Raw genomic sequence first — 16,864 nt, 5'->3', positions numbered from 1 at the left:
TAACGCCTCAATCATTTCCTGCCGGCCGACGCATCTTCGCTAACTGCCTCCTGATTATGGCGTCCTGCTGGTGCAACTGCCGATTTATTTATTGGTCGAGCTCTACTATTCGTAAGGACAGGGAGCAGGTCACGCATCAGTGAAGAAAATCTCACCCGGCCTCAACCATGCGTATTTCTTCCCTGGTCATGCCATACAATCGATACACGGTGCTGTTCATGACTTTCTCCGTTTGAATAATGGCGGCTTCCGTCCGTTTGATCTCGTCATCGATGCCGATCAGTCGTTTTTTCAATTCGGGGGAGTCACTTTTCCGCAGCTTGAGCAGCAAATCGGAGAGCTTTCCGGCGTTGAAGCCCGCCGTTACCGATACATCACGCAGGGCTTGCCGCCATTGGGCGGCGATAAAGGGCGTCTCGGGTACATCAAAGAGTTCCAGTACCGTCTCGCCGCCGATCTTGAGGAGCAATTCATCGTCCGTATTTTCCACGGCAAGTTCCACGCCGGGACGGAGCAGGGCATCCCAGGCCGCAAGCTTTTCCTTCCACCTGTCGGCATCGGCGCAAAGCCAGGTCGACCTGCGCCTGTCCACAACGGTCTGGTCGCCGTTGACCCGCTTGCCGAATCCGGCGATCAGATCGCGCCGGAGGGTGTGCAGCCGCTGCAACTCCCTTGCCTGCCGGGCAACCTCGGCCCTGTCCTCATCCGACGCCTCGGGAATGGGGAGGGGAGCGATGAATTGTTTGTTGGCCTCAAACCATCCACCTTCTTTTGGTTTGGCAATGCGACGAAAAATGAAATCGGCAGGGCGGGCATTGAGGATGCCAAGGAGAAACCAGCCGCCCTCAGGAGTATTCGGCAGGATGCCATTGACTCGAACGTTGTTGCAGTAGAACGTTCCCTCTGAATCGTAGGAAACCCGCAGATTGGGAACGGTCTGGGCAACCAATAGCTTGGTATGTTCCTGCTTATCCAGATTCTTAGGGTAATTGTAAGCCCACCAACCGTCATCTATATTCATCCTGCCTCTTTCTCTGTTTCTCAATGCCTGTTCATGCTGCTTCAGATAAGCCAGGGCCAGGGGAAAACGGTTGGATAGTTCGCTTTCTGTTAGAAGTCGCGGCCTCGCACCGGAAATATCATAAGGAAACAGGAGCCAGGTATCGGTCTGAGGGGATTGATAACGTTTGGCTTCAGCACCGGAGACGAGGGGACGCATGATGGCGTCCTCAAGGCGGACCTCCATGCCGCTTTTTGTCCGGTATCGCCCCGGTCCAAGACGGATTAAGTGGTAGATGGCATCAGCGCTGGTCTGAATCCCAACAAATATCCCGCGGCAACGCTCAATTAATGGTTTGCAAGTCTCTCTCAGACGGTCGATGAGCTTCCGTTCGGCATCGGGCATCAGGTTCCAGGCTTCGGTTTCGGGCAGTTCTTCATAGGAGATCCGAGCATCAGGGGATTGCCACTCGATCCGGGACATGTCCCCGTCGGGGATAAAGGAACAGCGAAGCGCATCAACCGAACGGCCCCGGAAAAATTGAAGGGCCGTGTAGGTGATGGCTTCGTCGAAAACCTGAAAACTCTTGAAATCGACCCAGCGGTCAAGGCGGCGGTTCCGCTTGACAACGGCGCGCAGCCCCCTGCCGTACTCGTTCATCATCCAGACGTTGGGGGCAATGTAGCCCATGCGCCCATCCGGCCGTAGAAGATCCAGTCCCTTTTCGATGAAGGGAAGATACAGGTCGAAATTGCCCGTCCGGGTGCTTGCATACAAGGGGGCGCCGTCGGCACGGCGGGCCTCCAGCAGATATTCGGCAACGGACGATTGAACCCGGCGGAAATTCTGCAGTTTGACATAGGGCGGGTTGCCGATCACACAGTCGAAGCCGCCCTGGTCAAATATTCCCGGGAACGTCTCCTTCCAGTCGAAGGCATTGATACGCTCCCGTTCATCTTCGCTGAAGAGGTCCGGCTGCCGATTCGCATAGAAGTCCGGGCCGACCAGACTGTTGCCGCAACGGATGTTCCTGTCGAGGCTCGACAGGGGCTTGCCGGCCGACGCCGTGTGCATCCAGAGCGCCAGTTTGGTGATTTCCACGGACTCGGCGTTGAGGTCCACACCGTGCAGATTGTTGGCCAGGATATCGTTGATGACCACATCCTGGTCCCATAACTCTGCCAGCCCAACAATGCGGTCTGTCTCATCGGCCACCCAGCGATGCTCCCGTTTGAGCCTTTCCAGCGTCTGAATGAGAAAAGCGCCGGAACCGCAGGCGGGATCGACGACCTTCAACTCACGTAACCGCCTGCGGTAGGCCTGCAGCGATTGCAGCCAGGCACCGGCTGCCTTCGCGGTTCGGCGTCTGTCCGCTAAAAATTTGCGGTACTCTTCGATCTGCTCATCATTCGGACGCTTTTCCTCGGTCAGGTCAAGTTCGCCCTTAATATCCCGAAGCCGCGCGCCCACCGTCTCTTCCACGATATAGGCCGTGACCCATTCCGGGGTATAGTAAACGCCGTCCCGCTTGCGCTGGGAAAGAAGATTGATGGACGGCCTGCCGTCGGCTTCGGCCTCCATGATTTCCAGTTCGGTGATCGATTGTTCGAAGATGCGGCCGATGGCGTAAAAATCGATCATCCGCTCGTGTGCCGCATTCTTGATGCCGAAATTGTACTTGGCACAGAAAAAGAGCAGGGTCAGGGGATGGGCGAGCAGAGTTTCCGCCCCACCTGTTCCCTGGTTCCTGACACAGAAGACCTTGGCGGGAATATTCAGGTTTTCCAGATCGGGAAGTTCTTCGAACAGGCCGCCGTTGAAACGCTTAATGAGGTGGTCGCCGACCCTTCCTCCGTCGCGCATGGTCCGGAAGATGGTTTTGACCCGCTCCCAGGGGATGGAATCCTCGGGATTGTAGTATGCGTCGCGGCTGAGATCGATCAGGACGTTTCTCAGGAGATCCCCGGGAAACTCGAGGGCCTTTCCCATGTCCTCGCAGAACATGATGAAGAGGCAGCGGTCAAGGAATCGTTGGGTCAACCGTACCAGCTTGCCCCTGGTTCCGGAGAATCCCGGATTGGCTTCGACGATGCTTTTAAAAACGAATTCACGATACGCCTTGTATTCAATGTAAAAGTCCCGTTCGAGGGCCGATTCCCGGACGAATTGCTCTTTCAGTAAAACTTCGAGCGGTGCGGGACCACGTTCGGAAAGGAGGACGGCGGAGGAAAAGATTTTACTGAACAGGAACCGCAGGAAGGCCGCGGATTCAGTATTATTGAGAAGGGACTCGGCTTCTTCACCGGGTGCGGGAGAGATCACGAAACGCTGGCATTGGGCTTCCCCTTTTACGCGATTGTAGAGTCGGAATTCGTTTGTATCGGTAACGATACCCCATGCCGGCTCGACCAGTTCATGGCCGGTCAGGGATGCCCTGGCTTCCCGCAGGTAATCCAGGCATTGTCTTACAGGTGTGCGATCGTTACCCTTCCGGTGTTGCTGTTGATCCAGTCCGGAGCGCATGTCCTTGAACTCGCAAAGCACCTGAGGGATGTCCGGCATCCCGGCTTCGCCAAAACGGCCGAGCGCCAGATCAGCCTGGCCCACGCCACCCATTTGCCCCGCCCGGGCAATCGGAAATTGAGGATAGCACTGATAGCCATCGCCACTCTCGCCCTGCAGGGAATAACCCCAGATGTCCCGGAAAAACAATGATATGAAGGCGGCATCGGTGGCGGTTTCCTTGAGCCTTCGGCGTTCATTCCAGATTTTAAGGCGCTCAAGCAGCACCTGAGCTTCAACGGAGTCTTGAAAAATCCTGAATTCATTCTCCCAGTGGGAGGCCAGAAGAGAAATGCTGAACAGCGGTTGGTAGTTCATTTGCGGCAGTTCCTTTCACTGAAAACGGATTACATGCGGACGACCCTGTCGGGTATCAGGAAATCGGCACAGCATCTCTGTGCCGACAAATTCAAGGAACGGTTTGGAACCTGTTAAATCAATACAAAGTCAAAATCTGTCACAGTTTGTCCATCTGCAGGGAAGCAGAAATCCAGCGTCAGATTCGGAAAAGCGCCATCCGAATCTGCATCGATCATCACCTTGATTGAAGGAGTCTATTGCGGAGAAACCGACCTGCATTGAACTTCCAGACAGACACAGCTACCTGATACTGGGGGAAAAGATTTGAACCCGATCAAGTCAAACTATAGTTCCCGGCGGAGAAAGTTTACCGCGTTGCGGAAGATCTGCAGCCCCTGGCCCTCTTCCGGCAGTTTCTCGCGGGTCCAGCGGGGGTGGTTGGTTGCATGCAGATAGGCCTCCGGGTGCGGCATCAGACCGAAAAGACGTCCCGTTTCATTGCAGAGGCCCGCGATGGCGTTTGTAGAGCCGTTGGGATTCTGCGGATAGGCCATCACAGCCTCCCGGAAGGATGAATCGCTGTATTGAAGAACGACCTGCCTCTGGTCGTGCAGCCGCTTCAGGATCCCTTCGTCCCGCGGCACCAGCTTTCCTTCCCCATGCCGGACGGGTAGATAAATTCCTTCCATCTCCCGGGTGAACACACAGGGGGAAGAGGGATCCGGTTTCAGATAGACCCAGCGATCCTCGAATTTTCCGGAGTCATTATAGGTCAGTGTTACGGTCTGTGTCGCATAGTCGCCATCGAAACCGGGCAGCAGTCCCAGCTTGACCATGAGCTGGAAACCGTTGCAGACCCCCAGAATCAGTTTGCCATCGGCGATGAAACGGCGCAGCGAATCGTAAAGCCGCTCTTCCGTTCCCCGGATGCGGACATGCAGCAGGCGGTTGGCATTGGCCTTGGCGGAACCGAGGTCGTCGCCGTCGACAAACCCTCCGGGCAGATTGAGAAAATGATAATCATCGAGACGCTTTTCCCCACTGATCAGGTCGCTGATATGGACGATGTCCACTTCATCGGAACCGGCAAGACGGCAGGCGTGAGCCATCTCCATCTCGCAGTTCGTCCCGTTTCCCGTAATGACCATGGATTTTACCCGTTGCGGCATTGTTCTTAACTTCCCCTGTTCCTTGTTTTCTTTCAGCGACCCCGTCATCGGAGCGGTGTCTGGTTATCAAACAACCTGTCTCACAGCGTTCTACTTTCTATTTCCCAGCGGAAAACCCCGTCCTCTCCCATTGAATATTGAACTTTTTTACATCTCCCGCAGCGTCTGCTGCCAGGCCTCTTTCAGGGAGGCAATCTCTTCCTCGATAATGACGCGGCCCTGCAATCCGGTCACCACAAAGGTCTGCTCCACGGTGACTCGACCGATACAGGCCATTTCCGAATCGGCCATCATTGATTCGAAGGCTTCCCGATCAGCGGGGGACACCGTCACCACCAGCCGGCTCTGGGATTCGGAAAAGAGCAGATCGTCATTCCTCGTAATTCCCGCCGACGGCGCAAGGGAAACATCGACGGCCATTCCCAGACCGCCGGCGAAAGCGATTTCCGCCAGGGCTACCCCCAGACCGCCATCGGAGCAGTCATGGCAGGAAGCGACCAGTCCGGCCTCCATCGCACCGCACAGGGCCTCGTAGCGGCTGCGGGCTTTACGGGCATCAACCCGCGGCACACTGTTGCCCACGAAGCCGTTCAGGGCATACCATTCCGAACCGCCCAGCTCTTTCCGCGTTTCCCCGAGGACGTAAACGAGATCCCCCGGCTGTTTGGCATCCATCGTCACCGCCCTGCGCACGTCGTCCATCCTGGCGATGACGGAAAAGAGCAGCGTCGGGGGAATGGAGATCTTTGTTCCTCCGATCATGTAATCGTTCTTCATGCTGTCCTTTCCGGAGATGCAGGGCACCCCGTAAATCCGGGTATAGTCGTAGAGAGCCTCGTTGGCCCGGACCAGCTGGGCCAGTTTGTAGCGTCCGTCCGGTGTTTTTTCCGACTCCACGGGGTCACACCAGCAGAAATTGTCCAGCCCGGCCATCCGGCGCAATGAAGCCCCGACGGCCACAGCGTTCCGGATTGCCTCATCGATGGCGCATGCGGCCATGGCATAAGTGTCGATATCACTGTAGCGCGGACAGATACCGCTGGCCACAACGATCCCTTCGAAGGATTCCAGGATCGGACGCAGCACCGCGGCATCTCCCGGTCCATCATCGGCAGCTCCCACCAGAGGTTTGACGGCGCTCCCCCCCTGAACTTCGTGATCATACTGCCGGACAACGGATTCCTTGCTGCAGATGTTCAGTCGTCCCAGCATCTCTTTCAGAGCGCGTCCCAGATCGGCCGGCTCGGGAAAATCGGGCTCCGGGAAAGCCGGCGGCGTCCAGCGGGCATTCAACTTCATCTGGGGCAGCCCTTCGTGGAGAAACTCCATATCAAGAAAGGCCACTGTCTGCTCGCCGTAGCATACATGAAACATTCCCGAATCGGTGAAACGACCCAGAACCGTTGCCTCCACTCCCATTTTGGCCGCCAGGTTCAGAAAGGCGTCGATCTTGTCCGGATACACCGCCAGGGTCATCCGCTCCTGGGCCTCGGAAATCAGGATTTCCCAGGGATGAAGCCCCGCGTATTTCAGAGGCGCCTTTTTCAGGTCGATTTCGCATCCGCCGGACAGACTGGCCATCTCGCCCACGGACGATGAAAGACCGCCGGCGCCGTTGTCGGTAATGGCCCGGTAGAGCCCCTGATCTCGAGCCAGCAGGAGAAAATCGGTCATCCGCTTCTGGGTGATGGGGTCTCCGATCTGGACGGCCGTCACAGGGGAACCCTCATGAAGTTCCTCCGAGGAAAAGGTCGCTCCGTGGATGCCGTCCTTGCCGATGCGTCCGCCGGTCATGACGACGATGTCCCCCGGCTGGACTTCCTTGATGTGAGACGGTTCGCCCAGGATCCGGGCGGGCATGATCCCCCCCGTTCCGCAGTAAACCAGGGGTTTTCCGAGAAAGCGCTCATCGAAAACGAGACAGCCGTTGACGGTGGGAATGCCGCTCTTGTTTCCCCCATGCTCCACTCCTTCCCGCACCCCTTCATAGATGCGCCGGGGATGGAGAATGCGAGGCGGCAGCGGCTGGTCATAGAAGGGAGAGGCAAAGCAGAAGACGTCCGTGTTGAAGATGAGCTTCGCTCCCTTTCCGGCCCCGAAGGGGTCGCGGTTCACCCCGACGATGCCCGTCAGGGCGCCGCCATAAGGATCGAGGGCGGAGGGCGAATTATGGGTTTCTACCTTGAAAACCAGGTTGTATTCGTCATTGAACTTGATGATTCCGGCGTTATCCACAAAAACGGATAAGCACCAGTCCTCCGGGCCCAGCTCTTCGCGTATGGCGTTGGTCGACCCCTTGACACAGCTTTTAAAGAGGGAGTCGATAACCCGGGAATTGCCATGCTCATCCTCATAGGTGATCAGGCTGTTGAAGATCTTGTGCTTGCAGTGCTCCGACCAGGTCTGGGCCAGACACTCCAGTTCCACATCAGTGATCCCTTCGCCGATTCCGGCCTCCCGGCGCCGGCGCTGCACAGCCTCATCCTGAAAATAATTCCGGATAATCCGCATTTCTTCCACGGTCAAGGCCAGAACGCGGCTGCCGCTGATCTCCTGCAGGGCAGCGTCGTCATCGGGCAGATCGACATATTCCGTCCGGGGCTGATCCGCAACGATGACCCTGGGGACGTAAGGTTTCACAGGCTCCCCGGATTTCCAGGTCCGGCCGTCAATAATTTCAAATCTCTGGATCAGCTCATTGGCCAGCAGTCCGGAGGCAATGTCTTCCACTTCCCGGCGGGTCAACTTTCCCTTGAGCAGGTACTGCCGCGAGGTATAAACCTTCAGGCCGCCGTTGGCCGCCTTCTCCAGGAGCAGCCGGACCGCTTCTGTCGCGGTGCGGCCGACGTTATCTGTGACGCCGGGCCGGAAGCCCACTTCGATCAGCCAGTCGAAATCAAAAGCCAGACTTCTGTTGACGGCGTACCGCTGAATGACCGGGTCCGAAAACGGCCCGGCGGCAATACGTTCCAATAACTCGTCCGTCAAATCCCCTTCCAGGGTGTAGACCTCGATCGTTTCCACATTTTCCACGGAAAGATGAAGATCGTGGAAGATCCTGCGCCGGGTTTTCTCTCCCAGGGCGTCTCTCACCCCGGGGAGAAAACCGATCTCAATCCTGCTGATCATTTTCTTTTCTCACTTTTATTATTTCAATGCGCTTCATCATGCTTTTTCAACGGACTCATTCACCTGGTCTCTGAAAGAGAAGTTTACGTACAATACATGACTGCATAATGCAACAGAGAAAAATGCGGATTTCCATAAGGAACAGGATCTTAGGACCATCCTGCACATAGAGGGAACGGCATCTGAGCTTTTACTGAAATGCGGGCAAAAAGAAATCAATTCACGCCTTTCTAATTAACTCGGAGCCGCCTTTCACAATGACTGAATTTTGATCTGATTAATATTTATCTGAGATGTAACGCAAAGGTTGTAAACTTTTTGTTGACATTGTCTGGTGTGTATGAAACATAAGTCACAATGTGGCTGTTTTTTGAACACATTGTAAGACAATTACAAACACAGGAAAGGAGGGTGAAAGGAAGAAGTCGGCTTGGTCAATTCATAGAAAGGAGGAGGGGCGGATTTCAGGACCCCGGGGAGCAATGACCTGACCATTTTAATCTTATATAAAAGATTCAACATGGCATTCATAAATCGAAGAATTTTTTCTGTTCCAGTTAAGGCGGCGAGTTGTCGAATTGGCATCAGAATTTTTTTCAAAAAAAGGAGAGGGAAGATATGGATGAGTATGTTGTAAAACGGAGTTTTAACAGTCTTATTACCACGGGAATTGTGGCCGTCATTCTCACGGTTATCGTCGCCTGCATTTATTGGCCGATCTGGGGTACGATCTCCAAGGCCATTATCCTGGCTTTCGGCGCGCCGGGACTGCAGGAAGTCGATGCCAAAACAGCAGGTAAGTTTTTCCAGGTTTTTGCGGAAGCCACCTTTTTCTGGATGATCATCAACGCTTGGATCTGGCAGTCCCTGGTCTTCGGCGGTTACGGAAAATATGCCGTTACGCCTCGTCAGCCCTGGGCTGGACTCTGGTATACAGCCGTCGGTCTGATCGTCGGTCTCGTCGGTTTCTTCATTGTCGTCGGATTTACCGGCATGTGGTGGAAACCATTAAGCTTAGCCATCCTGTTTACACCGCAGAACGCGGATGAGGTCAAACTGGCCATCGAAGGCTGGGAAGTCGGGAACTTCTACGCGCTTCCCGTCATTCTGGCCAATATCGGTTATCCCGCCCTGTTTCATAAATGGCCCTTTGCCGGCAACATCAAGGCTCCCTATGACAGCATCGGAACCATGGGGGTGGGTTCCTATTTCTGCCTCCTGGTCTGGTTCGCAATCATTATCCCCAGCTTCTGGTTTCATCTGGAACTCGGTGGGCATGAGATTATCAACAAACCCATGGGCTCCTGGCCGACTTTTGTTGCCTGGGCACAGTGCTTCATCTGGTTTTTCCTTATTCCTGCTGAGGGCGGCGAGCATTATCCCATGAAATTTTTCGCCAAGAAACAACCCTGGATGGGCTTCATCGGTCTCATCATCAGCTTTATTGGAGCTTATGCCATGCTGTATGTCGTACGAGCCATCGTTAATCCGTTGAACCTGATGCCCGGCGTGCCTCCTGATGTTCCGGTTGCCTCAGTCGCCTTGTCCATTGTTATCGCGACCCTGCTGTGGCACCATGTGTTTGACGACTGGCCCACGGCAGCCATGGTTCAGAATCCCGTTGCCCGCATTCTGACGCGGATCGCCATCTGGTGGGTACTGGGCCTTGCGTACGGCATCATCTGGGTGAAGATCTTCAAGATGGTTCCCTATGCCGGAAACGACCTGGGGATGGGCTATCCAGTCATGGGCATCCTTGCCGGCCAGTTTGCCTGGCTTATGGTTTTCCTGTACTACAACACCTTTTTCGACAAGTGGCCCCTGGTCCGGAAGGTTCCTGCCGGCAGGGAATAGTCGATCCGTCTGCATTCACAAACGGTTAACATTTTCATAAACGATTTCGCGGCGCCTGCTTTCAAGGGTTGAAAAATCCTGGAGGCAGGCGCCTTTATTATGAGGAATCCCTTCTGCCATGTTTCCATTTCTCATGTGACGTGTTCTTTCCAGCGAAATTCTGATATAAAAAATCCAGGAGATTTTTTCAGAAACCGGAGGGAAAGGAACGTTGCGCCATGTTAAAAAACCCAGGTCCAAGTTACAGTTTCCGCGTTTCTCTGGACATGCCGGAAGGAACCGATGCCCTTTCACGACTCATGGCCGCAGTTGGCAGGGTGGGCGGCGAGATCATGGAAATGAAGACGCCTGCCCAGAATGATGGAAAGATTGTCCGGGAAATTCTTGTTTACGCGCCTGACGAAGACAGAGAACGGGAAATTCTGAAAACCATCGGAGCCCTGGAAGGATTCCGAACCTTTGATGTGATTGACTGCACCTTTCTCAGGCACACGGGAGGGAAAATCGAGGTGGTCAGCAAAATTCCAATGGCAAACCGCGATGACCTGGCCATGGCCTATACCCCCGGCGTCGCGCGGATATCCCTCGCTGTTTCGGAGGATATCGAACGAGCCTATGATCTGACCATCAGAAAAAACACCGTTGCGATCGTCACCGACGGATCGGCCGTCCTCGGGCTCGGGGATATCGGTCCTGAAGCCGCGTTGCCGGTCATGGAAGGGAAAGCCGTATTGTTCAAAAGCTTCGGCGGCGTTGACGCCTTCCCCATTTGCCTGAATACAAAAAATCCGGAAGAAATCATCCAGGCTGTAAAATGGATTGCCCCCGGTTTCGGAGGGATCAATCTGGAAGACATTTCCGCGCCCCGCTGCTTCGAAATCGAGCAGCGTCTGAAAAAGGAACTCGATATCCCCGTTTTCCATGACGATCAGCACGGTACGGCAGTCGTTATCCTCGCCGGCCTGATCAATGCCCTGAAAATCGTCGGCAAACGGATCGAGGAAATCACCGTCGTCGTCAACGGCCTGGGAGCGGCCGGCATCGCCTCCATTTCTCTGCTGTCAGCCGCAGGGGTCAGAAAAATTATCGGCTGCGACCGTGGGGGAATTCTGTATCGGGGAAGGCAGGAAGACATGAATCCATTCAAGGCCGAACTCGCCCTGACAACCAATCCGGAAGGGTTGAAAGGCGGTCTGGCTGACGCCCTGCGGGGCGCCGACGTCTTCATCGGTTTGTCCCGTCCCGGCCTGCTTCAAGGAAAGGATATCTCGAAAATGGCAAGGGATCCGATCGTCTTTGCCATGGCCAATCCGGTTCCCGAAATTCTGCCTGAAGAAGCGGAGCCCTATGCCGCTGTCGTGGCAACGGGTCGCTCCGATTACAACAACCAGGTGAACAATGTCCTGTGCTTCCCCGGCCTTTTCCGGGGAGCCCTGGACTGTCACGCCCGGGACATCAATCAGGAAATGCTGCTGGCCGCGGTTCACGCCATCGCTACGGCCGTTAAAGCCGATGCGCTGAGGCGGGATTTTATCATCCCCAGCATTTTTGATCCCACCGTCCAGCCCCGGGTCGCCGCGGCAGTCATGGAGGCCGCCAGAAAGACCGGCGCTGCCCGTTCCCGTAAAGCGTATATTTCGCCGATCAATCGGAGTTGACTTTCCCAAAATTCATCCCGAACGGCATTCAAAAGTATCTTTCCGATTTCAGAGCAAAGGGCACGCTGCGTTGGTGTTGGTGTTGGCTTCGCTAGCGGCGCCTGGATGCGCCACGCTTCCACATCGTTGACTGGGCATCATCTCTGATCGGAAAGGGGATTAACACAACGGCAGAAAAGGAGGTAAGCACGGGCGCCGATTACGTGGTATCCGGAGAGGCAACCCGGCGGGGGGGCAATGAATGGGTGCCGAATCGGGTAGCGAAAACGCCCCCGATGCCGATGACCAGGGCAAGGATCTTGATCATCCAGCCTAAAACAGGAATCCAGCCCACGATCCACAGCAGAAGCAAGCCCCAGAAAGTCTCCCAGAGCGGCTTCGCCGTGTTTTTCTTGAACAGTGCCAGCAGCATCATACCGATCAGCCGGGCGACGGCAACCAGTCCAAGAAGCGCCGCACAGACAACGAGCGTCATTTCCAGGGGAACAAGAACGATGCCCACAACGGAAAGGGTCAACAATAACGCAAGAGGAACAACAAGGATCAGCACCAGAATACCCCAGAGCCCCACCTGAATCAGATGCCCCTGAATGGCTTGAGAAATCCGATGAACCGGTTTCGGTATCAGGGTGATGATCAACAGGGCCAGAATCAGAAAGCCGGCAAAAACCAGAATGGAAATGATCGTAAAGATCCAGGACCATCCCTCCCAGTTGTCATTCAGAACATCGGAAATCGCTTCGGAAAGATTGGAGGAATTGATTTCAGTCAGCGTGCCGTTAATTTGAGCCCCTTTGCCCAGCACAACAACGCCTCCCAGACAGACGACATCCCCGCCGATTGCGGCCGTTCTGGTCAGAACGACGGAGCCCCCTACCGCAACAACATGAGAGGTTACGGTCCCTGAAACGGTGACCTGCCCTCCGAAGGCAATCACATTGTGGACCCGCCGGCCTTCCTGAATGAAAACATCCTCACCGATCTTGACAATGGTCTTCTCCCCGGAAAAGGCCTCGGTTGCATAACAGAACAGGAGGATCAATCCCAGAAGACAGATGACGATGCGCTTCACTTTTTCCTTCTCCCAGACGGTGAAATTCTCATAAGCAGATTATTGCCTCATTCTCACGAATAGGCCGGTGTAGAATTTTTTTTAACCGGCTGTCATCTCCCTGCGGCGACGGACAAATTCGAACAGACCGGGCATGATAGATATTCCGATGATCGCCAGGATAACCAGGGTGAAATTTTCTTTAATTAAAGGAAGATTCCCAAAGTAAAAGCCGCCCAGGATAAAAAAGGCTACCCAGGCAAGCCCCCCCGATACGCTGTAGGCAAGAAACCGGGGATAGGCCATTTGGCCTATCCCGGCCACAAAAGGGGAAAATGTACGCACAATGGGAACAAATCGCGCGATAATGATGGTTTTTCCCCCATACCGTTCGTAAAACCGGTGGGTTCGATCGAGATATTCCTTCTTGAAAAAACGGGATTTTTCCTGATGAAAGACTCGAGGTCCGATAAATTTACCCAGGGTATAGTTCACATTATCTCCGGCCACCGCCGCAACAGGAATGGCCATCAGCAGCAATTCCACTTCCAGGGCGCCGGTGGCGGCCAGGGCTCCCAACCCGAAAAGGAGAGAATCTCCCGGCAGAAAGGGCGTCACGACAAGCCCCGTTTCACAGAAAATAATCAGAAAAATGATGACGTAGGTCCATATGCCGAAATTTGAAATCAGGAGCTGAAGATACCTGTCGAGATGAATAAAAAAATCAATGAAATTAACTGCGATTTCCATGTAAAGTTTCCATTTTGATCTTATTTGGGGCGGGAGTATAGGGAACGGCTCATTGAAAGTCAAGAACTCCCTTGAAACGACGCATTCCTCCGGCTGCCGCCTGAGGAATGCGCGTGATCTTTTCCGGCTTCCTTACTGAAAAAGTTTCCCGGCAATGCAGGCCACATGACGCCCCTGAAAATTCGCTCCGGCCAGTTCATTTTCGGTGGGCCATCGATCATTCGCTGACCCGGCAATCGTGGATGCGCCGTAGGGTGAACAACCTGTAATCTCGTCATTCCTTGACTGCCCCTGAAACGTATACGGCAGTCCCACAATGATCATACCGTGATGAAGGAGTGTCGTATGGAAGCTGAGAATGGTGGACTCCTGACCGCCGTGCTGCGTACCCGTACTGGTGAAAACACTGCCCACCTTGCCGACCAGCGCCCCTTTGGCCCACAGGCCGCCCGTTGCATCCAGAAAGGAGCGCATCTGTCCGCACATATTCCCGAAGCGGGCGGGAGTGCCGAAGAGAATCGCATCCGCCGTCTCCAGTTCCGCCACCTCACAGACGGGAACATGGGCAAAGGCCTGCTGAGCTTCAAAAACACCGATCTTCTTCAGAAGTGCTTCAGGAAGGGTTTCCGGAACACGCCGCATTACGACCTCGACGTCAACGATTTCACTCGCCCCTTCAGCCACGGCCTCGGCCAGACGGTGCACGTGACCGTAGGCCGAGTAATAAACAACCATAATCTTCATAATGTCCCTCCTTTCAAATCGTTTTTCAGGATTCTTTCCAATAAAACATTTTACGGAACTCTTTTATCCGGCATTCGAAATGCCTTTTAATCAGCATAAGCGGTTACTTAAAAAAATCTCCTGCTTTTTTTCCTGCAAAAAAGCATCCGGGGTTATAAAGGAAAGGCAGACATTCTCCCTTTGAATCCCCTTTTTCAATTTTAGAGAAAACCGACCAGAATCAGTCCGAAAGAGATAGTAACTATCGCCAGAATCACGGTCAGACGTCCTGACATCCGATGTATCCATCGAATCGTCCCCCCATAAGCCGGCAGGCGAAACTGTAAAAATCCCAGAGTAAGCGTCGAAAATGCTGCAGCCAGCGTCAATCCGCCCAGCCAGGTATGAGGATTACCAAAATGCGGCCGGCCGGAAAGGGAAATCATAAGAACGGCAGCGAGAAACCCTGACGCCATGAGGCCGGCTCCGCCGATGCCTGCCCGTCGATGGATCTTCAGCCACCAGCGATTACGCCGCAAAGTCATGGCCACCGTCACCCCGATCATTAAAAAACCGGCTGCGGTCAACATGAATCCGACATGAAGAAAAAACCAGTTCATGGCGACATCCCGCTACTCTTTTGTCTTCTTTCTGCTCCGAGATCGAGCTGCACCGCCTGCCCGTCTCTCAGTTGAACTTTCGAACGCAGCCCGGCATGAATTCACAGAGGCAGGTACGGCGGCGACGGACACCTATTTTCAGCCTCTCTTACTTCGCCGCCGGTCCGGAAATGACCAGCCTGGCGGATCTGGAGCCGTATAGACTGCAGTTTGCGATGACTTCCACGCGGTCGCCCTCCTTGAGCGGCAGCTTGTACCTGTAAACGAACGTCGTTCGATCCGGTTGATTCGTATATTCCTGCACCAGGGGCTTTTCAGAATTCTTTCGGATTTCCACCCGCTTAACGTAATGGGAGTTCGGCAGATAGGAGTTGTGGGTGATGGTGACCTGGAGGGTCTGTTCCTGTTCCAGATAGGACAACTGAACGTCACTGGGTGAATGGGCGGAAGCGGACAGGGGAAAAATCAGCAGCAAAGCAAGAATTCCCGCCAGGAGCCATCCCGCCGGAACCTTTCGGCAGCCGGGTTGAAACGTCCCGGTGCCCCTGAGTCTATCGGATTTGCGAGTCCTGGGCATTTCTCTGAATTTGTGGGGATGCTTCACCAAAGCGCTGTCCACGGCTGTATCCTCCTTATGTAAAATATCCCTGTCCGATTGCAGGGGCAGGATTGTTCGTCAGATGACTTTTACACAATGACGTTCAGGAAACGACATCTGATTTCAATTGTTCCACAAAACTCTTCCCGACCCGCACGCACTCTTCGATGCCTCCGTCGTCGGGATTCCATAACAGCCGCAGCCCGTCATTAAGAACCGCAAAACCCGCATCTCCCAGTCTCTGGGAAATCTGCCTGACGGCTTCTCCACTCCATCCATACGCGCCGAAGGCCATCGCCTTCTTTTTTTTGAACGCCAGCCCCCGCATCTCTTCCAGAACGGCAGCGACAGAAGAGAGCATGCCCCGGTTGATCGTGGAAGATCCAACCAGAATCGCCCGGGATTTAAAAACCTCGGCCATAACCTCCGTTTTGTCGGAACGGGCCACATTGTAAAGTTTTACCGTTGCCGACGGATCGGCGGCATGGATGCCTTCGGCCAGGGATTCCGCCATCCGGCGCGTCCCGTTCCACATAGTGTCGTACAGGATCGTAATCTGATTTTCCTGCCAGGCCGCCGCCCATTTCAGGTAGGTGTTCACAATCTGGAGGGGATCCTGCCTCCAGATAATGCCATGACTCGGACAGATCATCTCGACAGGGAGATTCAGAGCCAGGATTTCCTTGATCTTCTTCTCCACAAGCATGCTGAAGGGGGTCAGGATATTGGCATAATATTTAATCGCTTCCTGATAGAGTTCGGCCTGATCGACCAGATCATTGAAACGGTGTTCTGCGGCCAGATGCTGTCCGAAGGCGTCATTGCTGAAGAGGATTTTATCGCCGGTCAGATAGCAGAACATGCTGTCCGGCCAGTGGAGCATGGGTGCTTCAATGAAAATCAGCTCCTGAGACTCCAGACTGAGTTTGTCTCCCGTCTTGACCGTCCGGAAATCCCAGTCCTGATGATACTGCCCCTTCAGGGATTTGATGCAGTTGGCCGTGCAGTAAATCGGCCTGTCGGAAATCCGGCTCATCAGGGCGGGCAGAGCCCCGCTGTGATCTGTCTCGCCATGATTCGCCACGATAAAGTCAATTTCGTCCAAATCAATCTCTTTCTGGAGATTCTCCACAAACTCTTCGGCGAAAGGCCCCCACACGGCATCAATCAGAGCCGTTTTCCCGCCGCGGACAAGATAAGCATTATAGGAGGTGCCCCGTTGCATGGTGTACTCTTCGCCATGGAATTTCCTGGTTTCCCAGTCCACCTTTCCAACCCAAGAAACTGTATCCGTAATCCTGAAGCCCATCCTCTGCCCTCCTCTTGTTTACATAAAATGATAATTCCCCAAAAATATTAAAAATTATAACTCAAAATTTTGAAATTAGCATCTTTTCTGTTCCGCGTATTCTGCCTGCCAATGCCCCGAGGCTGCACAGGAGAAGAAATC

The 16,864-nt window shown here is 54.3% G+C and carries 11 protein-coding genes; 2 read left to right on the top strand and 9 right to left on the bottom strand.

Annotation, left to right across the window (positions count from 1 at the left end; all coding sequences use genetic code 11):
• Positions 1–151 precede the first annotated feature (151 nt).
• The 3 genes from SYN_RS01745 to SYN_RS01735 form a co-directional block, all read right to left on the bottom strand.
• Entirely contained in the window at positions 152–3,880 is a 3,729-nt protein-coding gene (locus SYN_RS01745; protein WP_011416275.1) for an Eco57I restriction-modification methylase domain-containing protein, read from the bottom strand.
• A gap of 326 nt (positions 3,881–4,206) precedes the next feature.
• On the bottom strand, positions 4,207–5,031 hold the full coding sequence (locus tag SYN_RS01740; protein ID WP_041584602.1) for a phosphoribosylformylglycinamidine synthase subunit PurQ: 825 nt from the start codon (positions 5,029–5,031) through the stop codon (positions 4,207–4,209).
• A gap of 147 nt (positions 5,032–5,178) precedes the next feature.
• Positions 5,179–8,160 carry an AIR synthase-related protein gene (locus SYN_RS01735; protein ID WP_011416272.1) on the bottom strand — a complete coding sequence of 994 codons (2,982 nt, stop codon included), beginning with the start codon at positions 8,158–8,160 and terminating at the stop codon, positions 5,179–5,181.
• Between the two features lie 618 nt (positions 8,161–8,778).
• Here SYN_RS01735 and SYN_RS01730 point away from each other — a divergent pair.
• Positions 8,779–10,014, top strand: coding sequence for a hypothetical protein (locus SYN_RS01730; RefSeq protein ID WP_011416270.1), 1,236 nt, complete (start codon positions 8,779–8,781; stop codon positions 10,012–10,014).
• 266 nt (positions 10,015–10,280) lie between these two features.
• A complete protein-coding gene (locus SYN_RS01720) occupies positions 10,281–11,672 on the top strand; it encodes an NAD-dependent malic enzyme (RefSeq protein ID WP_237671326.1) in 1,392 nt (463 codons plus the stop codon).
• A 199-nt stretch (positions 11,673–11,871) separates the two neighbouring features.
• On the opposite strand, the gene SYN_RS01715 is transcribed toward SYN_RS01720, so the two are convergent.
• The 6 genes from SYN_RS01715 to SYN_RS01685 all read right to left on the bottom strand — a co-directional run bounded on the left by SYN_RS01715 (position 11,872) and on the right by SYN_RS01685 (position 16,723).
• Positions 11,872–12,744, bottom strand: coding sequence for a hypothetical protein (locus SYN_RS01715; RefSeq protein ID WP_011416267.1), 873 nt, complete (start codon positions 12,742–12,744; stop codon positions 11,872–11,874).
• Positions 12,745–12,825: 81 nt separating this feature from the next.
• Positions 12,826–13,473 carry a DedA family protein gene (locus tag SYN_RS01710; RefSeq protein WP_041584601.1) on the bottom strand — a complete coding sequence of 216 codons (648 nt, stop codon included), beginning with the start codon at positions 13,471–13,473 and terminating at the stop codon, positions 12,826–12,828.
• 132 nt (positions 13,474–13,605) lie between these two features.
• Positions 13,606–14,217, bottom strand: a complete 612-nt coding sequence (gene wrbA, locus SYN_RS01705; protein ID WP_011416265.1) for an NAD(P)H:quinone oxidoreductase — start codon at positions 14,215–14,217, stop codon at positions 13,606–13,608.
• Positions 14,218–14,417: 200 nt separating this feature from the next.
• A complete protein-coding gene (locus tag SYN_RS01695) occupies positions 14,418–14,816 on the bottom strand; it encodes a hypothetical protein (RefSeq protein WP_011416264.1) in 399 nt (132 codons plus the stop codon).
• Between the two features lie 148 nt (positions 14,817–14,964).
• Positions 14,965–15,435, bottom strand: coding sequence for a hypothetical protein (locus SYN_RS01690; protein WP_011416263.1), 471 nt, complete (start codon positions 15,433–15,435; stop codon positions 14,965–14,967).
• A gap of 82 nt (positions 15,436–15,517) precedes the next feature.
• On the bottom strand, positions 15,518–16,723 hold the full coding sequence (locus SYN_RS01685) for an anaerobic nitric oxide reductase flavorubredoxin (protein ID WP_011416262.1): 1,206 nt from the start codon (positions 16,721–16,723) through the stop codon (positions 15,518–15,520).
• Between the last annotated feature and the right edge of the window lie 141 nt (positions 16,724–16,864).

This window comes from Syntrophus aciditrophicus SB, from assembly GCF_000013405.1.
In the GTDB taxonomy this organism is placed as follows: Bacteria; Desulfobacterota; Syntrophia; order Syntrophales; family Syntrophaceae; genus Syntrophus; species Syntrophus aciditrophicus.
Note: the sequence above shows the minus strand (reverse complement) of the source record. Positions and strands in the feature narration are given on the sequence as shown.

What these genes read in the sequence shown, in the direction of transcription:
- SYN_RS01745 (WP_011416275.1), bottom strand. Translation starts at nt 3,880, where the DNA reads ATGAACTACCAACCGCTGTTCAGCATTTCTCTTCTGGCCTCCCACTGG.
- SYN_RS01740 (WP_041584602.1), bottom strand. Translation starts at nt 5,031, where the DNA reads ATGCCGCAACGGGTAAAATCCATGGTCATTACGGGAAACGGGACGAAC.
- SYN_RS01735 (WP_011416272.1), bottom strand. Translation starts at nt 8,160, where the DNA reads ATGATCAGCAGGATTGAGATCGGTTTTCTCCCCGGGGTGAGAGACGCC.
- SYN_RS01730 (WP_011416270.1), top strand. Translation starts at nt 8,779, where the DNA reads ATGGATGAGTATGTTGTAAAACGGAGTTTTAACAGTCTTATTACCACG.
- SYN_RS01720 (WP_237671326.1), top strand. Translation starts at nt 10,281, where the DNA reads ATGCCGGAAGGAACCGATGCCCTTTCACGACTCATGGCCGCAGTTGGC.
- SYN_RS01710 (WP_041584601.1), bottom strand. Translation starts at nt 13,473, where the DNA reads ATGGAAATCGCAGTTAATTTCATTGATTTTTTTATTCATCTCGACAGG.
- wrbA (WP_011416265.1), bottom strand. Translation starts at nt 14,217, where the DNA reads ATGAAGATTATGGTTGTTTATTACTCGGCCTACGGTCACGTGCACCGT.
- SYN_RS01695 (WP_011416264.1), bottom strand. Translation starts at nt 14,816, where the DNA reads ATGAACTGGTTTTTTCTTCATGTCGGATTCATGTTGACCGCAGCCGGT.
- SYN_RS01685 (WP_011416262.1), bottom strand. Translation starts at nt 16,723, where the DNA reads ATGGGCTTCAGGATTACGGATACAGTTTCTTGGGTTGGAAAGGTGGAC.